This window comes from Streptomyces nitrosporeus (genome assembly GCF_008704555.1).
GTDB lineage: Bacteria > Actinomycetota > Actinomycetes > Streptomycetales > Streptomycetaceae > Streptomyces > Streptomyces nitrosporeus.
On sequence record NZ_CP023702.1, the window covers coordinates 4,200,506 to 4,221,157 of the forward strand.

The 20,652-nt window shown below is 72.6% G+C and carries 12 protein-coding genes and 1 pseudogene; 7 read left to right on the top strand and 6 right to left on the bottom strand.

Features of this window, described 5'->3' with window-relative positions; all coding sequences use genetic code 11:
- Positions 1-323: 323 nt before the first annotated feature.
- The 3 genes from CP967_RS18715 to CP967_RS34710 form a co-directional block, all read right to left on the bottom strand.
- Positions 324-1,763: a hypothetical protein gene (locus CP967_RS18715; RefSeq protein WP_150489071.1), complete on the bottom strand. Its 1,440-nt coding sequence runs from the start codon at positions 1,761-1,763 to the stop codon at positions 324-326.
- Positions 1,760-2,686, bottom strand: coding sequence for a hypothetical protein (locus tag CP967_RS18720; RefSeq protein ID WP_150489072.1), 927 nt, complete (start codon positions 2,684-2,686; stop codon positions 1,760-1,762). Before CP967_RS18720 ends, CP967_RS18715 begins: the two co-directional genes overlap by 4 nt.
- 169 nt (positions 2,687-2,855) lie before the next feature.
- Positions 2,856-3,185: a hypothetical protein gene (locus CP967_RS34710; protein ID WP_229888614.1), complete on the bottom strand. Its 330-nt coding sequence runs from the start codon at positions 3,183-3,185 to the stop codon at positions 2,856-2,858.
- Between CP967_RS34710 and CP967_RS18730 the strand changes: the two are divergent.
- A pseudogene (locus CP967_RS18730) lies at positions 3,079-3,875 on the top strand (IS5 family transposase). The gene CP967_RS34710 and the pseudogene CP967_RS18730 overlap by 107 nt on opposite strands.
- Before the next feature lie 345 nt (positions 3,876-4,220).
- Here CP967_RS18730 and CP967_RS18735 read toward each other — a convergent pair.
- Genes CP967_RS18735 through CP967_RS18745 form a run of 3 tightly spaced genes read right to left on the bottom strand, consistent with a single transcriptional unit; the run spans position 4,221 to position 7,192 of the window.
- A complete protein-coding gene (locus CP967_RS18735; protein ID WP_150489073.1) occupies positions 4,221-5,207 on the bottom strand; it encodes an aldo/keto reductase in 987 nt (328 codons plus the stop codon).
- A 49-nt stretch (positions 5,208-5,256) separates the two neighbouring features.
- Positions 5,257-6,030: a thioesterase II family protein gene (locus tag CP967_RS18740; protein WP_150489074.1), complete on the bottom strand. Its 774-nt coding sequence runs from the start codon at positions 6,028-6,030 to the stop codon at positions 5,257-5,259.
- A gap of 7 nt (positions 6,031-6,037) precedes the next feature.
- Positions 6,038-7,192: a cytochrome P450 gene (locus tag CP967_RS18745; RefSeq protein WP_229888613.1), complete on the bottom strand. Its 1,155-nt coding sequence runs from the start codon at positions 7,190-7,192 to the stop codon at positions 6,038-6,040.
- A 477-nt stretch (positions 7,193-7,669) separates the two neighbouring features.
- On the opposite strand from CP967_RS18745, the gene CP967_RS18750 reads away from it, so the two are divergent.
- Genes CP967_RS18750 through CP967_RS18775 form a run of 6 tightly spaced genes read left to right on the top strand, consistent with a single transcriptional unit; the run spans position 7,670 to position 20,651 of the window.
- The gene (locus CP967_RS18750; RefSeq protein WP_229888612.1) at positions 7,670-9,307 is read left to right on the top strand and encodes a condensation domain-containing protein; all 1,638 of its coding nucleotides are present in this window, start codon (positions 7,670-7,672) and stop codon (positions 9,305-9,307) included.
- Positions 9,304-12,744, top strand: coding sequence for a non-ribosomal peptide synthetase (locus tag CP967_RS18755; protein WP_150489076.1), 3,441 nt, complete (start codon positions 9,304-9,306; stop codon positions 12,742-12,744). Before CP967_RS18750 ends, CP967_RS18755 begins: the two co-directional genes overlap by 4 nt.
- The gene (locus CP967_RS18760; protein WP_150489077.1) at positions 12,741-13,979 is read left to right on the top strand and encodes a cytochrome P450; all 1,239 of its coding nucleotides are present in this window, start codon (positions 12,741-12,743) and stop codon (positions 13,977-13,979) included. Before CP967_RS18755 ends, CP967_RS18760 begins: the two co-directional genes overlap by 4 nt.
- Before the next feature lie 2 nt (positions 13,980-13,981).
- Positions 13,982-17,881 carry a type I polyketide synthase gene (locus CP967_RS18765; protein ID WP_150489078.1) on the top strand — a complete coding sequence of 1,300 codons (3,900 nt, stop codon included), beginning with the start codon at positions 13,982-13,984 and terminating at the stop codon, positions 17,879-17,881.
- Positions 17,878-19,338 (top strand): MFS transporter, encoded by a 1,461-nt coding sequence (locus CP967_RS18770; protein WP_229888611.1) that lies wholly within the window; start codon positions 17,878-17,880, stop codon positions 19,336-19,338. The genes CP967_RS18765 and CP967_RS18770 overlap by 4 nt, the downstream gene beginning before the upstream one ends.
- Complete coding sequence (locus tag CP967_RS18775) at positions 19,338-20,651, top strand: cytochrome P450 family protein (protein ID WP_229888610.1); 1,314 nt, start codon at positions 19,338-19,340, stop codon at positions 20,649-20,651. Before CP967_RS18770 ends, CP967_RS18775 begins: the two co-directional genes overlap by 1 nt.
- The last annotated feature ends 1 nt before the right edge of the window (position 20,652 follow it).

Here is a 20,652-nt window from a genome sequence, read left to right on the forward strand (position 1 = left end):
GTCGTTCAGGCTCGTTCGCTGCTGTCTGAGATGACCGGTAAGCAGGTCAGCTAGCTGCATGACGGACGTCTATGGACCGCGTCGGAGTGAGATCGGACAACTCGTAATGCGTAGGTCTCGGGTTCGAATCCCGAAGGCGGCTCGGAATTACCCCAGGACTCACTCGCCGTGACCTGGGGTTTTTTCATGCCCGGGTGGTGCGCGTCGCGTGATGGGAACGCCGTGGGAACGGCTTGCGTGAGCGATGCGTGAGCGTTCGACAGGCCGACCGGCTCGGCATCAGGTCGGCGAGCGGCTTCCGTCGGGGGAGTGCCCGCGTTGCTTCACCAGTTGGGGTCGAGGACCAGCGGGGCGTCCTCGGACGCCATCCAGGTGTCGAACTCCTCCGGTGTCAGGAAGATGGGACGGCTGGCCTCCTCAGCCGTCAGCGCCGCCAGACCGGACAGCGCGGCCGCCGGATCGGTGCCCGCGAGTCGTTGCCGTACGTCTTTCAGCCCGGGCAGCACGACGGCCGACGCGCGCGTCGCCGGACCCAGGCCGGCCGCCGCTGAGCCCAGCAGCCCCGAGGTCAGGGAAGCCGTGAGCAGCTCCCGCTCCAGCAGCTGCGCGCCCGGCGCACCGGTGCCGCGGACCGCCACCAAAGCGGCCTGCAGGCCCTGCACGATCAGCGTGCCGGCTGCCTGGCCCACCAGACCGCCCACCAGTGCCCCGACCACCGGCACCGGGATCACTGTCTGCGTCACCGCCCCGCACGCCCAGCCCAGAGCGGTCCGCAGGGTGGCCTCAGCGCTGCAGGCCGCGAACTCGCCCGCGTCGATCCGCCCGAGCGCCAGTGCCACACCGGCCTCCGCCACCGCGTACGCGGCACCGGCCGTCGCGAACGCCAGGTCTCCGCCGCCCAGTACCGCAGGCAGACGCCCGGCCCGCGACGCCGTACGGATCACCGATCCCAGCCCCGCCACGGCCCCGGACCGCGCCGCAGCCCGGGCCGCCGACGCGGCTGCTGTGAGGGCTGCCGACGCGGCCGAGGTCTCACCCGCCCGCACCCGGGCCAGCTGTCCGGCAGCGGACACGGCCCCGGCCACCAGCCCGCCGGCCGCCGCCGCCGTTCCCGCTACGGCCGCCGTCTCCCGGCCGGCCGCTCGTACCGCCTCGCCGCGCGCCCAGCGCATCGGGTCGAGGGCCGAACGGTGCGCGTCGGCCAGGTCGATCGGGTCGGAGGCGACGTCGCCGTACTTCAGCCGGTCCTTCAGATGCGCGTGGGCGTCAGCGTAGTCGGCGAACCGCACTCCCTCGGGAGACATGGTGAGTCGGCGCTCCAGCAGACTGTCCACGGCGGCGACCCGGTCGCCCGCCACCAGCCGCGTCATCCCCTCGTAGTGCGGCTGGGCCACCTGGTGCGCGGTCTTCGGGACGCTGTCCATCAACTTGGCCTGCGCCTGGCCCACGAGCCGGCCCCGGTCGACGAGCCAGAGATCGGCCGGGGCCGTCTGCGAGCCGCCTTCGGCCCACTCCGTGACCACAGCCCGGACCGACGCGCCGGCCCGGATCGCGTTCTGGTTGAAGGAGAGCGCGTGCTGTACCTCGAAGAGGTGTCCGGCACGCTGGGCGTTGCCGATGTTGACGTACCGGTGCACCAGCCGCTCCACCGTCTTCTGGGTGCACAACGTCTCGACGGTGGCCTCGGCCAGCCGGCGGGTGGCGGCGTCCGCGACCGTCCAGGCGGCCTGGTCGGCGGCGCCGGGCAGGACCGTACGGCTCATGCGGCGGATGCCAGTTCGGCAAGGTGGGCCCGGGCGTCCGCAACGACACGGCCGGACAGCTCGCCGACCCGGCCGTCCTCTCCGGCCGGCGGGGCCGCCATCACCTTCACAGTCGTGCAGGCGAGATCGAAGACCTCCTTGACCTGAGCTCGCTGCTCCGCGTCGTACGCCCTGTAGTCGTCATGGTCGGCGGCCAGTGCCGCGAAGGCCGGCAGCCGCTCTTCCATGGCCACGCAGAGGTCCTTGAGTACGAGGCGGATCTCCCGGCTGCGCTGGAACACCTCGGACAAGGTCCGGCGGGCCTCCGCCAGTTCTGACTCCGCCGCTCCCAGTTCCTCGGCGACCTTCTCCTGGTCCTCGCGGGCCGAGCGGCCCCGCCATTCAAGGAGGACTCCGCCCACGACGAGCGTAGGCACCGCGACAACCGCGGCCAGGACCGCCGTCCCGGCGGCCATTCCACCGCCGCCCGCCGCCAGCGAACCACCGCCCAGCCAGGCCATGGTGGCGCTACTCGCGGCGGCCCCGGAAAGCCCGGAGATAGCTGTGCCGGTGGACGCGGTGGCAAAGGCGCCGACGGCCAGGTAGGTGGCCGCGCCGATGCCCGCTCCGGCGGCTCCGCCCCCGATGAGCGACCCGACCGCGGACACCGCGAGCCGCTGTATCTCCAGCAGTTCGACGTCGGCCGTGGTGTGCCCAGCCGGATCCACCGGGGCAAGTTCGGCCAGATCCACCCGCTTGAGCCGCGCGAAAGCGTCCCGGAAGGGGACGAGGGCCCGCTCGTAGGTGGCCTGCCGCTGCTTCTCCTGCGCCGTACTCTCCTGGACGACGTGCCGGTCGAGCTTCCTGCGGCGGGCACTCAGCTTCTCATTGCGCTGTTTGTTCCTTCGCGCGAGCAGGACGGCTCGGTACATGGCTACGGCCATGCGGCATTCCCTCCCTGGACAGTCGCACTGACTGGGTGTCAGGCTATCGCCGTCCGGGTGCTCGCCAGGGCATGTCCGTGATGTGGAACGTCCTGGAGGGACGCCACAAGGCAGGTGCGATGGCTTGTGGGCGCGGCGCGTGAGCGAAGCGGTGGTCAGCCCTTCCGCGTCACCTTTTGGCCTTGCTCTTCCTCTTGGCCTTCTTCGCTTCCTCGGCGGCCTCGCGGACCTGCTTCTCCTGGTCGGCCTTCCGCTGGAGCGGTACCAGCTCGGCGGTGGCCTCGGCGGCGTTCTTGCCGACGTGGGGGAGCACGCTCTGGTAGATGTCGCGCGTGATCCGGGTGTCACTGTGCCCGATCGTGTCCGAATAGGGGCGGGGGGCGTGGAGTCGAATCGTTCCGGACGGGTTGTGGGAGATCGCGGGGCCGCTGATCCCGCCGTCGAGGGCGAGGCCGCAGGGCGGCGGGACGCAGGACACGCCTGATGAGGCGCTGTTCACGGCGATCGTCCACGTCCTGGTCAGTGGATGCGTCTGGCGTGTGTTGCCGCCCTGTTTCGGGATTTCGAAATCGACGGCCCACCGCAGGTTCCTGATCTGGTCGAGAGCCGGTGTGTGGGGCCGGCTGCACGAGGAGATCCTGCACCGCCTGGACGGCGCCGGCCTCCTCGGCCTCTCCCGGGCAGCCCTCGACTCCGCCCACGTGAGGGCTGAAAAGGGGGCGTACTCACAGGCCCGCGGACCGGGGTGAGCCGGGTTCCAGGATGCACGTCCTGTCGGACGCGGACGGACTGCCCCTCCTCGTCGGCCTCTCCGCGGCCAACACTCACGACAGCCTCGCACTGAAGCCGATGGTCCTGGGTCACCAAACGAGACACAGCCCCTGCCGAGGCCGGCAGCAGCCAACCTCGACGCCTATTAGGCATACGACGTGCCTCACCTGCGGAAATGGCTATGGAGCAAGCACATCGGAGTGCGTATCGCGCGTAAGGGAGTCGAGTCCGGCGAACGGCTGGGCGCCGCAGTCGGGTCATCGAGCGGGCGAGGTCCTGGCTGGCCGGCTACCGCAGACTGAACCACCGCTACGAACGCCATCCCCGCAACTGCCTGGCCGTTCCCGGCCTCGCCGCCACCCTCCGCTGCCCGCTGCCCGCCCTCCGCTACAGACGACTCGCCCGACTCACGGCATAGGACACGGTCCATGGGCCCCGGTTGTGTGAGCGCTGCGTGAGCGGACTGGGTGGCACCAGGGTGGACCCGGCGTCGTGGTGATCACGGTCGGACGCCTCTGAGCTGGGGAAACGGGATTCCGCGGCACCGCCCAGCACCACCCGGGATGATCGTGCGGGCCCTCGTAATGCATAGGTCTCGGGTTCGAATCCCGAAGGCGGCTCAGAGGGGGCCCAGGCCGGATCGTCATCCGCCCTGGGTTCTGTTCTTCTCCGGGGTGCCCCCTTCCGGGTGGTGTCGCGTCGCACGGCGACGGCCGGTCCCGGGGACCGGGGCCGGCCGTCGGTGGCGGGTGGGCGGGCGGGGTCAGTTGGTGGTGTCGAGCTTCTCCCGCTGTTCCGGGGTCAGTTCGAGGTCGACCGCGGCGAGGTTCTCGTCCAGCTGGGCGGTCGACGAGGCGCCGACCAGGGGCAGTACGGGGATGTCGCCGCCCATCAGCCAGGACAGCACGACCTGGTTGACGGTGGCGCCGGTCTCCTCGGCGACCTCGCGCACCGCCTTCAGGCGGGGGTCCGTGCCCGCGTGCTCGAAGCCCGGGCCCAGCGGCTTGTCGTCGCGGACGTATCCGCCGGAGAGCAGCGGGGAGTAGGCGATCTGGGTGAGTGAGGGGTTCGCGCGTACGTAGCTCAGCAGGTCGCCGCTGACCAGGCCCTGGTTGCCGTCGGGCGAGCGCAGGCTCGGGGTGTCGGTGCGCTGGCGGAGGTAGCTGTGGTGGTGCTGGAGGACCTCGTAGCCGGGGACGCCGGCCGCCGCGGCCAGGCTCCGGGCGCGCTCCACACGCCAGGCCCAGTGGTTGCTCGCGCCCAGCAGTCCGGCGATGCCGTCGGCGACGATCTCGCCGAACGCCCCGACGGTCTCCTCCAGCGGGGTCTTCTCGTCCATGACGTGTGCGTAGAGCAGGTGGATGCGCTCGATACCGAGACGCTCCCGGCTGCGTTCGGCGGACTCGCGGATCACCTTGGCGGAAAGGCCCTCGATGTCGAGGCTGAATCCGCTCGTGGGGGCGTTCGGGCGGGCGCCGAGTTTGGTCGCGATGGTGATCTCGTCACCGATTCCCCGGCTGCGGATCCAGCGGCCGAGGAGTTCCTCGCTTTCCCCGCCCTGGGTGCCGTTGACCCAGAAAGCGTAGTTGTTGGAGGTGTCGATGAAATTCCCGCCCGCCTCGACGAAACGGTCGAGAACGGCGAACGATGTCGATTCGTCGGTCACCGTTCCGAAGAGCATCGAACCCAGGCTCACCACGCTCACCTCACGGCGGGTGGCGGGGTCGCTGCCGATGACGCGGTACTTCATGGTGAGTCCTATCCGATGGTCGGTGCGTAGGTGAAGGATTACGGATCTGTTAATTCCGGGTGAGCAGTTCTTGATCGCCCGGGCCCACGGTGGCGCCGATACTCTCCGCGAGGGCGTCGAAGTGCCTGGCCAGAAAGAAGTGGCCGCCGCTGAAGGTGTGCAGCTGGAAGCGGCCCGTGGTGTGGCGGGCCCACGCCTCGGCCTGGACGGTGTCCACCCGGGGGTCGGCGTCGCCGATGAAGGCGGTGACGGGGCAGCGGAGCGGGTCGGCCCCCTGGTAGCGGTACGTCTCCGTGGCGACGTAATCGCTCCGGACCGCCGGGAGGATGGCGGCCAGCAGCTCGGCGTTGTCCAGCATCCGCGACTCGGTGCCGCCCAGCAGCCGGATGTCGGCGACCAGCTCCTCGTCGGTCGCGAGGTGGACCGAGCCCGGTGCGGGGATCGACGGCGCCCGGCGGCCGGAGACGAACAGGGCGGACGGCTCGGCGCCGTTCGCGCGCAGCCGGCAGGCCACCTCGAAGGCGAGGGTCGCGCCCATGCTGTGCCCGAAGAGCGCGAAGGGCACCCGGGTCCAGCCGGTGAGTTCGGCCGCAATGATGTCGGCCAGCTCGGTCATGCTCTCGATGCGGGGTTCGTTGAACCGCTCCTGACGGCCCGGGTACTGGACGGTCAGCATCTCGGTCCGGGGCGCCAGGAGGGTGGACAGCGGGAAGAAGTACGAGGCGTTGCCGCCGGCGTGCGGGAAGCAGAAGAGCCTGAGGGCGCCGTCGTCGGCGGTGTGGAAGCGGCGCAGCCACGGGGTGTCCGCAGGGGTCACGGGCATCTGGGGCTCACTCCGGGCGGCGGACGCCGGCACCGGCGCGGGGCCGGGCCGTGAGGGGGACGCGCTTGTAGCCGGACACGAAGTTCGAGGCCAGGCGCTCGGGCTTGCCGGCCGGCTCGAACCGCTCGAAGCGGGAGAGGAGTTCCTCGAAGAGGATGCGCAGGGTGACCCGGGCGACACTGTGTCCGACGCAGTAGTGCGGGCCGATGCCGAAGGCGAGGTGCTTGTTGGGCTTGCGGCGGATGTCGAAGACCGTCGCGTCGGGGAAGGCGGACTCGTCCCGGTTGGCGGCCCCGAGCCAGACCACCGCCGCGTCACCCTCGCGGATCAGGGTGTTGCGTACCTCGACGTCGCGCGTCGCGTAGCGCAGGAAGTGGTTCACGGGGGAGGCCCAGCGCAGCGCCTCCTCGACGGCCGTCACGTTGACGTCCGGGTGCGCCGCCCAGTCCTCCAGCACCCCGCTGCCGATGAACTCCGCCATGACGTAGTTCGGTGAGTGGGGGGTGGTGACGTTGGCGCCGAGCAGCAGGCTGTAGCAGTTCGCCACGATCTCCCCGGAGTCCATGTGGCGGCCCTCGAACTCGGTCGAGATCAGCACGCTCAGCAGGTCGTCACCGAGGTCGTTGCGGCGGAAGCGGACCAGGTCCTGGAAGTAGGCGAACAGCTCGCGGTGGGCCGACTCCAGGGTGGCCTCCTTGCCGCCGGGGTCCTGGTAGTCGGGGTCGTCCGCGGCGATGCAGACCGTGGTGAGCCGGCTCAGCCAGGGCCAGTCGGCCTTGGGTAACCCCATCATCGTGCCGGTCACCGACATCGGCATGGCCAGCATCGCCTCGGCGAAGTCGAAGGTGCCGCCGTCGCCGAGCGGGGCTATCAGCTCCAGGATCAGGGACCTGATCATGTCCTTCTGCCGCTCGACGGCCCGGATGGCCAGGGCCTTCTTGAGCCGGGTCTGCATCTCCGTGTGCCGGGGCGGGTCCGTGACGGCCAGCTGCTTGCCGCCGGCCGGGTCGTCCGTGCCGAGGAGGTCGAGCATGGTGCCGCGCTCCGAGGTGAAGAGCGAGGTCTCCCGCAGCACGAATTCGGCGTCGTCGAAGCCGACGATGTTCCAGAAACCGCGCTTCTCGTCCACCTCCTGACGGGTCAGCGTGGGCTGTGCCCGCATGCGGCTCCACACGGCGTGCGCGTCGCCACTGCTGTGGAGCAGCGGATCGACGAGGTCGGCCGTTCCCCGGTGTACAGGGCATCCGGAAATCGCGGCATCGTGGACTTTCAAGGCTGTCGTCCTTTCGTCCGAGGCTGAGCCGGCCCTCTCCCGAATGTGACGGGCGGGACGCCGCCGAACAACGTACAGGACAGGGACCGCCCTCGGTGGCGCATTGACAACAACAGGCGATTTTGGGCCACTTGGCTAAAAGAGAGCGTTCCGCGAGACCCGGCGGGGCCCCCTTGACATGCGCATTGGGGCGGTCATAGCTTCAATCCGGCCGTTGCCCGGCTCATTCCCTGGGGGGGTTCAGGGAAAGCAATGGCAAAGGCTGTTCCAAGTCTACGTATTCGTTGTCCGGTGCTGTGTGCACCGGATTCCTGCGTTCTCTTCGGCTGAGTCTTCGGGGGATTCCTCTTGCTGTCCGATCCGTTAGTGGAAGAGCCTTCCTGGTATCCGGCCACCAGGATGCAGCAGGGTTTATGGGTGCTGGACCGCGATGAATTACTGAAGCCCACCCAACTGGTGCCCTCGGTCATCGAGTTCACCGGGCCGGTGGACCACCCGGTCCTGGTGGACGCGGTACGCCGGGCCCTCGGCAGGCACCCCTCGCTGCGGGCGAGGTTCCGGCTCGACGTGAAACGCCGCCGGGTCGAATACAGCACCCACGGGGCGCCGGCCGACGCAGGCTTCCTCGACGCGGCGGCCGAGGGCTGGACCGCGGCCGAAGTCGACCGGCTGGTCAGCGCCTTGTGCAGCACCCCGTTCGACCTCGCCACCGAGGCACCCGCGCGGGCCGAGGTGATCCGGCTGGACACCGAACGCACCCTCCTCGTCCTCACCTCGCACCACATCGTCTTCGACGGCCTGTCCCGCACGATGCTGCTCGAGGAGATATTCACCCTCTACCGGGCCGCGCTGGCCGGCGTGGAGCCGGAGCTGAGCAGTCCGCCGCACCCCGCCTCGGTGGTCGCGGAGCCCTCCGAAGAGGAGACGGCCGCCCAGGTCCAGGAGGTGGTCGAGCGGCTGCGCGGCGCTCCCACCGGTGTACACCTCCCCTTCGTACGCGCCTCCGAGGAAACGTCACTGGTCGGGGCCTCCGCCGCCACCCGCCTCGACCCGGGAACGACCGCGAAGGTCCTGGCCGTGGCGGCCCAGGAGGGCTGCACCACCTTCATGCTCGGGGTCGCGCTGCTGGCCGCCGCCCTGGCCCGCGGCAGCACCCAGCGGGACTTCCTCATCGCCTTCGCCTGGCCGGGCCGCGACCGGCCCGAGGCCGCCGACGTGATCGGCATGTTCATCACGACGGTGGTGCTGCGGGTCTCCCTCGACGGATCCACCACCTGGCGCGAGCTGCTGCGCAACGCACGGACCGGCAGCATGGAGGCGTTCATGGACAGCGATGTGCCGCTGGACGCCATATCCGCCGAGCTCAACCCGAAGCGCAACGCGCTCTGGCCGCCGCTGACCCCGGTGCTCCTCAATCTGGACGACGCGCCGCACACCCCCGAACTGGCCCCCGGCACGACCGGCCGGCTGCGGCCGCTCGACCCCCTGTACATCAAGTACGACCTCGCGGTGTTCGTCCGCGTCGAGGAGAGCACCGAAGGACGGCGACTGGAGCTGTCCCTGGACCACCCGGTCGACATCACCGACCCCTCAGCCGTCCCGGCCTTCCTGTCGGATCTGCGGCGCAGCGCCGTGGACCTTGCCACTTCACCGGAGGAACCCGTGCTCGAACAGCCCGTCCACGCGATCGACCTGGACGATCCCGCCGAGCGGCTCGACCTCGTGCGGTCCATCTGGCAGGAGGTGCTGGAGACCGACGAGGTGGACGACGACGTCAGCTTCTTCGAGTCGGGCGGCGACTCCCTGCTGCTCGTCGTGCTGGTGGAGAAGCTGAGCCAGGCTTCCGGGCGCATGCTGCGCACCGTCGACCTGTTCCGTTCGGCCACCGTGAGCGGCCAGGCCGACCTCCTGGCGGCCCCCGCCGAGGTTCCGGCACCCGCCGGCGGCGCCGGCGCGCTCGACGCCGCCCGCCACCGCCGCACGGCCGGCGAGGCCGCCCGATGACACCCGACGATCTCGCCGTCTCCGTCCTCGGCGAGGAGACCGGCCCGGCGGGCTTCGCGACGGAGAGCTTCCTCGCCCTGGGCGGGGACTCGCTGCGCGCCATGCGCCTGGCGGCACTGCTGCGCGAGCGGCTGGGCCTGGGCGTCGCGGTGAAGGCGCTCCTGGGGGCGGAGCCCCTGGCCAGGGTGCTCGACGGCGCGCGGCCCGTGGAGCGGACCGACACCGGTGCCGGGGAAGCCGGCGCCGACGACGCCTCCCTCTCACCGGCGCAGCGCGGGATGTGGCTCATCGAGCGGGTGGCCGGAGGTTCCCCGTACAACCTGGTCTTCCGCTGTGCGGCCGAGGACGCCCGGCTGGACCCCAAGGCGCTCGCCGAGTCCCTGGCCCGGACCGCCGCCCGCCACGAAGGGCTGCGCACCGTCTTCCGGGAGACCGACGAGGACGCCGTGCGCGAGGTGCTGCCCGCCCACGTGCCCCGGCTGGAGACGTTCCCGTACGACGGCCCGGCGGACGGTTTCGAGGAGTACGTCGGCCGTGAGTCGGCGGCCTCGGCACGGGAGCCGTTCGTGCTGTCGGCCGCGCCCGCCTACCGCTTCCTGCACTTCACCCGCCCGCGGGGCGGCGACGCCGTCGTCCTGGTGGCGCACCACATGGTGCTGGACGGCTGGGCGGTGGGGCTGCTGCTCAAGGAGGTCTTCGCCCGTTACGGAGCGCTCGTCCAGGGGGCCCCCGAGCCGGACCTCGGCCCGGACGTGCCGGTGCGGGTGCTGTCCGGCCGGCAGCGGGCGCTGCGGGAGGCCGGGGTGTGGGACAGCCAGGCCGCGTTCTGGGAGAAGCACCTCGACCGGGTGCCCTCGGTGATCGAACTGCCCGCCGACCGGCAGCGCCCCGCGGTCCAGGACGCCGCGGGCGCCCGTACGGCTCTGGACCTGGGGGCCGAGGTGACCGGGGCGGTGGCGGCGCGGGCCCGGGAGCTGGGCATCACCCCGTTCGCCTTCCTGCTCGGCGCCTTCGGCCTGACGGTCGGCCGCCGGACGGGCGCGGGCCGGCTGCTCGTCGGGGTGCCCCTGCTCGGCCGGGACTCCCATGAGCTGGAGCACCTGGTCGCGGTGTCCGGGAACCTCGTGCCGGTACGCGTGGACGTGGACGACGAGGCGAGCGCCTCGGCCTATCTGCGCTCCGTGCACGCCTCGCTGGGGCAGAGCATCGACGCGGGCGACCTGCCCTTCGAGGAACTGGTCTCCCGCCTCGGCACCGAACGCAGCCTCGGCTGCCACCCCCTCGTCCAGGTCTGCTTCGGCATGCACGACCAGCTGGTCCCGCCCGTCGTGGACGCCGGCCCCGTGCGGCTGCGGGTCGAGGAGGGGCACGGCGGGGGGTCGCAGTTCGACCTGACGATGCTGATCGGCCGGGCCGAGCCCTCGTTCGCCGGGCACGTGGAGTACGCGACGGGGGTCTGGACCGAGGAGGAGACCGGCGCGTTCGTCGCCGACTTCCGGGCCGCCGTGGAACAGCTCGCGACCGGCCCGGACGTCCCGCTGGAGGAGGTGCGCTGTGTCTCCGAGGCCGGCCGGGCCCGGCTCGACGAGATCAACAGCGGTGTCCAGGACCTGCCCGCCACCTCCCTCGACGCGCTGTTCCGCGCGACGGCCGCGCGCACCCCGGACGCCGTCGCCGTACGCGACGAGTCGGCCGAACTCACCTACGCGCAGCTGGCGGAGGCCGCCGCCGAGCAGGCGCGCCTGCTCATCGAGGCGGGTGTCCGGCCGGGCGACCGGGTGCTGGTGGGGGTGGAGCGGTCGGTCGCCGAGGCCGTGGCCGTACTGGGTGTGCAGTGGGCGGGTGCCGCGTACGTCGGTGTGGAACCGGGGGACGCGGACGCCCATCTGACGAGGATCGTCAGGCGCGCGGAACCGGCCGCGGCGCTGGCCGGACCGGTCGGGGGACCCGCCGCGAACAGGATCGGGTCGCTGGGCGTCACACCGGTGCCCACCTGGGAACCGTCCTGGGCGGACGCCGGAGCGCCCCGGGCCGCCGGGCCGGTGGCGGGGGAGGACCCGGCACGCCTGGCCTATGTCGCGTTCACCTCGGGATCGACCGGTGAGCCCAAGGGCGTCGCCGTCCCCCACCGGGCGGTGCTCCGGCTGGTGCACGAGGCCGGTTACGTGCGCCTCGGGCCGGGCGAGCGGATGCTGCGGCTGTCGCCGCTGGCCTTCGACGCCTCCACGCTGGAACTGTGGGGCGCCCTGCTGACCGGGGCCACCCTGGAGGTGCACCCGCCCGGGCCGGCGTCGCCCACCGAGCTCGGCACCTTCCTGCGCGAGCGCGAGGTCACGGTCGCCTGGCTGACCGCCGGACTGTTCCGGCTGGTCGAGGAGTTCGCCCCCGACTCGTTCGCCGGGATGCGGCAGCTGCTGACGGGCGGTGACGTGGTGCCCCACGAGCACGTGGCCCGCGCGCTCGCCCGCCACCCCGGTCTGGTGATCACCAACGGCTACGGGCCGACGGAGAACACCACCTTCACCGCCACCCACACGGTGCGGCGGCCCGAGGAGGCCGACGGCCCGCTCCCGATCGGCCGGCCCGTGCCGGGCACCCGGGTGTACGTGCTCGACGAGCGCCACCGGACCGTGCCGCCGGGAGCGGTGGGGGAGCTGTACGCCGGCGGGGCCGGGCTGGCCGACGGCTACCTCGGTGACGAGAAGGAGACGGCGCGCTCCTTCGGGGAGTTCTCACCCGATGTGCCCGAACGCCTCTACCGGACGGGCGACGTCGTACGGATCGACGGCCAGGGGCGGCTGCGTTTCCTGGGCCGCGCCGACGACCAGGTAAAACTCCGCGGCTACCGGGTCGAACTCGGTGCCGTCGCGGACGCCCTGACCTCACATCCGGAGGTCCGGGACGCCGTGGTGAGCGTCACGGACGGCGGCGGCGCGGACAAGCGGCTGGTGGCCGCGGTGGTCCTGGCCGACGGCGCCCGGATCGACGCGGCAGGGCTGCGCGCCCTGCTGCGGGAGCGCCTCCCGGCCTACATGGTGCCGGCCCTGTGGGCCGTGGTGGACCGGCTGCCGGTGACGGCCAACGGCAAGGTCGACCGGCGGGCCCTCGCGGCGCTCGCGGTGCCGGCCGGGCGGGCGTCGTCCGCGGCTCCCGCCGGCGCGGACCCGGGGGAGGCCGCCCCCGATCTCACGGGGCAGATCATGGAGTTGTTCGCCGAGTCCGTCGAGAGCGACGAACCGGTCACCGGGATCACGGCCGACACCGACTTCTTCATGGTGGGCGGGAACTCCCTGGGGGCGGTCCGGCTCATGCGCAGGCTCAAGAGCCGGCTGGGAGTGGGCGTGCGCCTGCGTGACTTCCTGCTCTCCCCGACCCCGGACGGTCTGCGGGTGCTCGTGGAGAAGGCCGCCGGCGCCGGGAAGGCCGCCGGCCGGTGAACCGTACGCAGCCGGCCGCGGTGCCTCTGGTGATCCCGGAAGGCGCGGCGCCCCCCGAGTGGGACGACGGACTGGACTGCTGGGTCGTCGCGGATCCGCGACTGGCCCGGCAGGTCCTCAACCACCCCGGCTTCGCCTCCGGGACCTTCGAGCGCTCCTTCCAGCTGTACATGACGGACACGGCACGGGCGGAGTACCACGAGCTCACCGAGTTCCTGCGGCTCTGGTTCGTCCAGACCGACGCCCCCGAGCACACGGAACTGCGCAGGCCGGTGCAGCGGATGTTCTCCGCCTCCTACGTCCGCTCCCTGGCCGGGCGGGTGGAGGAGATCGTCGACGAGTGCCTCGACGCGCTCGCCGCGGCCCGGCCGCACGACGTGGTGCCGACGGTCGCCGACGGGATCTCCGGCACGGTCATGGCCCACGTGGTCGGTGTCGACGAGCGTCCCGAGACGCTGCACCGCTGGTCGCGGATGCTGTCGTTGTTCATCGGCGCGATGTACCGGCAGGACTACGCCAGGGACGCGCACCGGGCCATGACGGAGATGGCCGACGCGCTCTCCCGGGCCTCGGCCCCCGCGGCCTTCCCCCGGGACACCCCGCGGGACCGGGCCCGTACGACCGCGACCTGGGCGATGAACCTCTTCGGCGGCCTGGAGACGACGGCGTCGCTGCTGGGGTCGGTGGTGCTGACCGCGCTGGGCGACCGGGACGTGTGGGACGCGGTCCGGGAGGAGCGGGAGGGCGCGGTGGAGGCGCTCGTGGAACGGGTGCTCGTCACCCGGCCGCCGCTGCGGCACCTGGGGCGTGTGGTCGCCTACGACCAGGAGGTGGCCGGAGCCCGCCTGGAGGAGGGCGACCTGGTGATGGTCAGCCTCACCGGGCAGGGGCTGCTCGCCGACCCGGACGCCGGGGACGGCCCGGACGCCGGGAGCGGCCCGGTCCCGGGGAGCGGTCCGGCCGCAGGGCCCTCCGGCGGGTGCCCGGTCACGGGGCCGGCCGGCCGGCCGGAACAGCACCTCGTCTTCGGGTACGGGCCGCACTACTGCGTCGGCGCACCGCTCGCCCGGCTGGAGGCGGCGGTGCTCCTGCGCCGCTTCGCACAGCGGTTCCCGGACGCCCGGCTCGCCCCCGAGGCCGCCGAGTGGGGCCCCAACCTGTCGTACGTCGGACTCGACCACCTGTACGTCGACCTGGGGACGGCCGCCGCCGGTCCCCGGACCGGAGGAGTGTGACCGTGCCGACGGAGAACGCGGTGGCCGTGGTGGGCATGGCCTGCAGGCTGCCCGGCGCCGACGACGTGCCCGCCTACTGGGCCGCGCTCACGGGCGGGGTGGACGGGATCACCCGGTTCGACCCCGAGTGGCTGCTGGCCGAGGGGGCCGACCCGGCCTATGTGCGCCGGGAGAACTTCGTCCCGGCCATGGGGGTCATCACCGGCTCGCGCCGGTTCGACCGGGCGTTCTTCAGGTACAGCAGGGCCGAGGCCGCGGCGATGGACCCGCAGCAGCGGGTCTTCCTCGAATGCGCCTCGACGGCCGTGGACGACGCGGCCATCGACCCGTCCCGCTTCCCGGGCCGGATCGGGGTGTACGCGGGAGCCGACCGGGTCGGCCACCACGCCGACGAGGAGCAGGGCGAACTCGCCCGCTACATAGGCCAGGAGAAGGACTTCCTCGCGACACGCGTCGCCTACCGGCTGGGGCTGCGGGGCCCCGCCCTCACCGTCCAGACGGCCTGCTCGACCTCGTTGACGGCGGTGCACCTGGCCGCGCGCGCCCTGGTCGGGGGCGAGTGCGACGCGGCACTGGCCGGCGGTGTCACCGTGATGCCGGAAGGGGAGTGGGGCTACCTCTTCGAGCAGGGCGGCATCCTGTCGCCGGACGGGCGCTGCCGGCCCTTCGACGCCCGTGCGGCGGGCACCGTGCCCAGCGAGGGCGTCGCCGTCGTCGTGCTCAGACGTCTCGCGGACGCGCTGCGCGACGGCGACCGGATCGCCGCGGTGATCACCGGTACGGCGGTCAACAACGACGGCTCGGACAAGATGGCGTACACCGCGCCGTCCGCCGCCGGCCAGAGCGAGGTGATCCGCGCCGCCCAGCGGATCGCCGGCGTCGACCCGGCGGACATCGACTACGTCGAGGCGCACGGCACGGCGACCCGGCTCGGCGACCCGGTCGAGGTGCAGGCCCTGGCCGAGGCGTTCGGGACCGTGGGCCGGGACGGCGGCCCCTGCCTGCTCGGTGCGGTCAAGGGGAACATCGGGCACACCGGTGTGGTCTCCGGTGTCGCCGGGCTGATCAAGACCGTACTGATGCTGGAGCGCGGGCAGCTGGTGCCCACCGCCCACTTCACCAGCCCCAACCCGCTGCTGGAGCTGGAGGATTCGCCGTTCCGGATCGCCGACGCCAACGCGCCCTGGCCGGAGCGCGGAACCCGGCTGGCGGCGGTCAGCTCCTTCGGGGTGGGCGGTACCAACGCCCATGTGGTGCTCCAGGGCGCGCCCAGCCACGTACCGCGCACGGTACGCGGGGGTCCCCGCCCGCTGGCCCTGTCGGCGGCCACCCCCGAGGCGCTCGGGCGGCTGGCCGGGGCGCTCGCCGACCGGCTCGACCCGGACGGCGGCGGCGCTGAACAGCCCCCGACGCTCGCCGGGACGGCCCGGACCCTCGCCGCACGGCGGGTCCACCGGCACCGCCGGATGCTGGTGGCCTCGGACCCGGCCCAGGCCGCCCGGCTGCTGCGCGGTGTGCAGGAGGGAGCGGACACCGCGCCGGACACCGGTGGCGGGGCGGGTTCCGGGGGCAGGACGGCGGCCGCACCACCGCGGAAGCTGGGCAAGGCCGCCTTCCTCTTCCCGGGGCAGGGCACCCTGCGGCACGGCGCGGGCGCCGCGGCGTACCGGCTGCTGCCCGGGTTCCGGGCGGCGTTCGACGAGATCGCCCGGACCGTCCGGGACACGCACGGCATCGACCTGGCGCCCGTGGTCACGGACGCCGGGACCGGCACTGGGACCGGTACCGACCAGGCGCCCGACGCCTCCGGCACCGGAGCCGGCACGGGTGCCGGGGACTGGTTCGCGGACACCGTGCATCAGCAACTCGGCCTGTTCGCCCTGGGATACGCCTTCGGCCGTCAGCTGGAGGCGTGGAACGTCCGCCCCGCCGCGATGCTCGGCAACAGCGTCGGTGAGTACGCCGCCGCGGCCCTCGCCGGGGTCTGGTCCCCGGCGGACGCCGCGGAGCTGGTGTTCCGGCGCGCCCGCGCGATGTGGGACACCGAACCGGGCCGCATGGTGAGCGTCAGGGCCTCCGCCGCGGAGGTCCTGTCCCGGCTGCCGGCCGGCTGCGAGGCCACCGTCGCCGTGGACGGTCCGGGCTCCGTCGTCCTGTCCGGTCCCGAGAAGGCCATGGACGACCTGCTCGCCGGGGACCCGTTCGCGGGACTCCGGACCACGCCGGTCCACACCCGGCGCGCCTTCCACACGAAGGCCATGGAACAGGCCGCCGAGGCGGTGCGGGCGACCCTGTCGTCGGTGCCCGCCCGCCCGCCACGGCGGCCGCTGATCTCCGACACCACCGGCACCTGGGCCGATCCGCAGGAGGTGGCGGGCCCGGACTACTGGGCCGCCCAGCTGCGCCGGCCGGTCCTCCTCGGCGCGGCGATGGAGACCCTGCTCGGCTCGGGCTGCACCACCTACGTCGAGCTGGGGCCCGGGAGTTCGATGATCGCGGGCCTGCGTTCCAGCCCCGGCTGGAACAGCGCCCACCAGACGGTCCGGCTCACCTCCGGCCCGGACGAAACCGGGGACGCCGCCCTGCTGGCGGCCCTCGCCGCCTTGTGGGAACTGGGTGCGGACCGTGTCCTGGCGGACGTACCGGATGTGCTGGACGTGCTGGACGCGGCGGACCCGCGGCACGGCGAGGAGCGGGTGCCACGCTGTTCCCTGCCCGCCCACCCGTTCCTCGGCGAGGACCTGCGGAGGCGGGGGCGGGGGCGGCGGACGGACGCCACGGGCCCGGCGGCCCCCGCGGAACGGGCCGTGGCACCGGCGCCGGACCCCGTCACCGCACCGGCCGCGGCAGCACGTCCCGCACCGGCCGCGGCAGTACCTCCAGCACCGGCCGCGACGGTGCGCCCCGTGCTGGCGGAACTCTGGTGCCGCACCCTCGGCGTTGACGGGGTACGGGACGACGACGACTTCTTCGCCCTGGGCGGGGAGTCGCTCCTGGCCGTCACCCTGACGGCCAGGATCCGCGAGCGCACCGGCTGCGCCCTCTCCGTCACGGACTTCTCCCGGGCGCCGTCCTTCGGCGACCTGGTCGGTGAGGTGGAGCGGCACCTGCCCGCGCCCTCGGCCACGCCGCCCGCCGGAGCGGTGTCCGCCTCCCGGGGCGTCCCGGGCGTCGCCGTCCTCGGCGACGGCGGTACGGGGCGGCCGGTGTTCCTGGCCGCCGACGCGACGGGTACCGCACTTCCCTACCGGACCCTGGCCGGCCTGCTGGAGAACGCCGGAGGCCGCCCGGTCCTGGGGCTGGAGGACACCGGGGGCCCGCGGCCGCGCACGGTCGAGGCCGTCGCGGCCGGCCATGTCCGCGCACTGCTCCGCGCCCAGCCCGAGGGGCCTTACACAATCGGCGGCTGGTCCTACGGGGCCGTCGTCGCCCACGAGATGGCGCGGCAGCTCGCCCGGCGGGGCGAGCGGGTGGACCTGCTCGTCTGCCTGGACGGTTTCGTCCCGGACACCGGAGGGCTGCCGGCGGCGTTCGCCCCCGACTTCCTGGGCGCGGGCCTGCGCGCCCAGGCCGGCATGGTGCTCGGGACCGGGCCGGCGGCCCGCCGGCTCCGGCGCAGTCCGGAGCTGCGCAGACGGTTCGTCGCCGGTCAGGCGGCGGTGCTGCGTTACCGGCCCCGGCCCGTGCCCTGCCCGGCGGTGCTCCTGAAGGCGTCGAGCGGGCAGGCCGAGGCCGACCGGCTGCGTGACCGGCTGGCCGGTCTCTACCGGGGCGGGATCACGGTCGAGCCGGTCGACGGGGACCACTGGTCCATGCTCGCGCGTCCGTACGCGCCGGAGCTGGCCCTGAAGCTGCTCAAGGTGCTTCCGGCCGATACAGCGGCTGAGCGAGGAAAGGTATGACGATGGCCGAAAAGCCACCGGGCGAGAGCACCGCACAGCCCGGCAGGGACGTGCCACGGCCCGGCGGGGAGGCCCCGTCCCCGGACGGGGGCGCGTTTCCCGGTACGAGGGCCGTCACGACGGCGGATCCGGCCGGGGAACCGGGCAACGCCGCCGCGCCGGACGCGGACGGGAAGGGGGCTCCGGGAGCGGACGCCGCGCCGGAGAAACCCCTGCTGCGCAACGGGAACTTCCAGGCGCTGTGGACCAGCGAGGCGTTCGCCGCGCTGGCCAAGGAGACCGCCGAGGTCGCCTACCCGCTGCTGATCATCTCCTCCACCGGCTCCGCGTTCTACGCGGGCGCCGTCGGATCGGCGCAGCTGATCACCGCGAGCGTGATGTCGATCGTCGGCGGCAGCCTCGCCGACCGGATCGACCGGAAGCTGCTGCTCATCGGCTGCAACCTGGTCCGGGTCGTGCTGCTCGGGCTGTTCGCCCTGCTCATCACCACCGGCCATGCCAACACGTTCGTCATCTTCGCCACGGCCGTCGGCTCCGCCGCCGCCCTGGGGGTCTCGAACCCGACCGGGCTGGCGGTCATCAAGCAGTTGGTGCCGCCGTCGCAGCTCACCCAGGCGACGGCGCAGAACCAGGTCCGGTACTTCGCCGCGACCATGGGCGGACCGCCGGTGGGCGGTGCCCTGTTCGCGGTGGCCCGTGCCTTCCCCTTCCTCAGCGCGGCCATCGCCTTCCTGGTCTCGTCGCTGCTGATGCTGTTCATCCGCAAGCCGCTCAAGGTGGAGAGCCCGGAGCCGGGGGAGAAGCGCAACGCGGCCGAGGGCTTCCGTTTCCTGGCCCGGCAGCCGGTCCTGCGCCTCCTGATCATCTGGATCATGGGCTCGAACATGGCGTTCACCCACACCGGGGTCTTCCTCGCGCTGATCGCCACCGCCGAGAGCAGGGGCGCCTCCCCGTCCTTCATCGGCATGCTGCTGTCGATCGCCGGCATCGGCGGCCTCGTCGGCTCGCTGCTGGCGAGCCCGATCATCAAGTGGGCCAGTCCGCCGGTGATCTTCCTGACCGCCGCCTGGATCGGTCCGGTCGCCGCCGTACTGCTGGCGAACGTGTCCGGACTCGTACCGCTCGGCATCATCGTCGCCTGCGTGTTCCTGCGCGGGCCGATCACCAGCGCGCTCTTCCTCGCCTACCTGGCCGCCATCGCTCCCGACAAGGTGCAGGGGCGGGTGCTCGGCGCGGTGATGTTCATGTCGATGATCGCGGCCCCGGCCGGGGTGTTCGGCGTCGGTGCCATCTTCGATCTGTCCGGCTCCACCTGGGTGTTCACGACGATGGCCGTCATATCCGGCCTGGCCGCCCTGCCCACGCTCAGCCCGCGCATCCGCAAGCTGGTCCCGCCCGAGGAGTACGCCGCGACCGCGACGGCCCCCGTGGCGGACTCGACTCACCAGGAGAAGTGATGACCGCCGAGACAACGGACGTGACGACCACCGACCGGGCGGCGGACGCCGCGGGGACCGGCGCGGCCGGTGCCGACCGGCTCCCGCCGGAGTTCTTCACGGACCCCGAGCCCGGTGGTACGCACGCCGCGAACACCAGGCTGCGCACCTCCGGCTGCCCCGTCCACGCCATCAACTACCCGCCGGGCGGGGACGCGTACGTCGTCGCCGACTACGCGACCGCGCTCGAAGGGTTCAGCGACCCCCGCCTGTCCAAGCAGGTGGAGAACGCGCCGGCCTGGTTCCGGGACCTCCTGGAGGACAGCAGCCCGGTCCTCATACGCAACATGATCACTGCCGACGCCCCGGAGCACACCCGGCTCCGCAGGCTGGTCAGCAGGGCGTTCGTACCGCGCCGGATGGCCCTGCTGCGGCCCCGCATCCAGGAGATCACCGACGAACTCATCGACGCGCTCCCCGAGTCGGGCGAGGTCGACCTGATGGAGTTCGCGTTCTCCCTGCCGATGCGTGTCATCTGCGAGTTCCTCGGGGTCCCGATCGAGGACCGGCCCGACCTGCACGCCTGGGGCTACTGGCTCAGCGGCGCCCCGTTCGCGGACGAGGAGTCGAACGCCGAGCTGAAGCGCGCGAGCGACAGCATCGAGCGCTACCTGGTCGACCTGCTCGACGAGCGCCGCCGTACCGGCCTCGGTGAGGACCTGGTCAGCATCCTGCTGCGGGCCGCCGACGAGGAGGACGTCTTCACCAACGACGAACTCGTCTCCACCCTGGTCCTGTTGATCATCGCCGGACACAAGACCACGGCCAACCTCATCGGCAACGGCATGCAGGCGCTGTTCGCCCACCCCGACCAGCTGGAACTGCTCCGTGCGAAGCCGGAGCTGGCCGAGTCGGCCGTCGAGGAGTTCCTGCGCTTCGAGCCGCCGGTCTACCGGGGCACCCTGCGGGTCGCCACCGAGGACATGGAGCTGGCGGGCTGCCCCATCCCGAAGGAAGGTTTCGTCCATATCCTGATGGACTCCGCCAACCGGGACCCGGAGGCGTTCGAGGACCCCGACCGGCTCGACATCACCCGTGGCCCCAACCGGCATCTGGCCTTCGGCCAGGGCGCGCACTTCTGCGTGGGCGCCCCGCTCTCCCGTGTCGAGGGGCAGGTGGCCTTCCCCACCCTGCTGCGCAGACTGCCCGGCCTGACCCTGGCCGTCCCGCACGACAGCCTCGACTGGGTCTTCGACAACTCGACCAGCCGCGGCCTCAAGAAGCTGCCCGTGCGGTACGACGCCCGGCTGGCCGCCGGGGAAGGGGACCACTGAG

What these genes read in the sequence shown, in the direction of transcription:
- CP967_RS18745 (WP_229888613.1), bottom strand. Translation starts at nt 7,192, where the DNA reads ATGCGGGCACAGCCCACGCTGACCCGTCAGGAGGTGGACGAGAAGCGC.
- CP967_RS18755 (WP_150489076.1), top strand. Translation starts at nt 9,304, where the DNA reads ATGACACCCGACGATCTCGCCGTCTCCGTCCTCGGCGAGGAGACCGGC.
- CP967_RS18735 (WP_150489073.1), bottom strand. Translation starts at nt 5,207, where the DNA reads ATGAAGTACCGCGTCATCGGCAGCGACCCCGCCACCCGCCGTGAGGTG.
- CP967_RS18775 (WP_229888610.1), top strand. Translation starts at nt 19,338, where the DNA reads ATGACCGCCGAGACAACGGACGTGACGACCACCGACCGGGCGGCGGAC.
- CP967_RS18770 (WP_229888611.1), top strand. Translation starts at nt 17,878, where the DNA reads ATGACGATGGCCGAAAAGCCACCGGGCGAGAGCACCGCACAGCCCGGC.
- CP967_RS18720 (WP_150489072.1), bottom strand. Translation starts at nt 2,686, where the DNA reads ATGGCCGTAGCCATGTACCGAGCCGTCCTGCTCGCGCGAAGGAACAAA.
- CP967_RS18740 (WP_150489074.1), bottom strand. Translation starts at nt 6,030, where the DNA reads ATGCCCGTGACCCCTGCGGACACCCCGTGGCTGCGCCGCTTCCACACC.
- CP967_RS18715 (WP_150489071.1), bottom strand. Translation starts at nt 1,763, where the DNA reads ATGAGCCGTACGGTCCTGCCCGGCGCCGCCGACCAGGCCGCCTGGACG.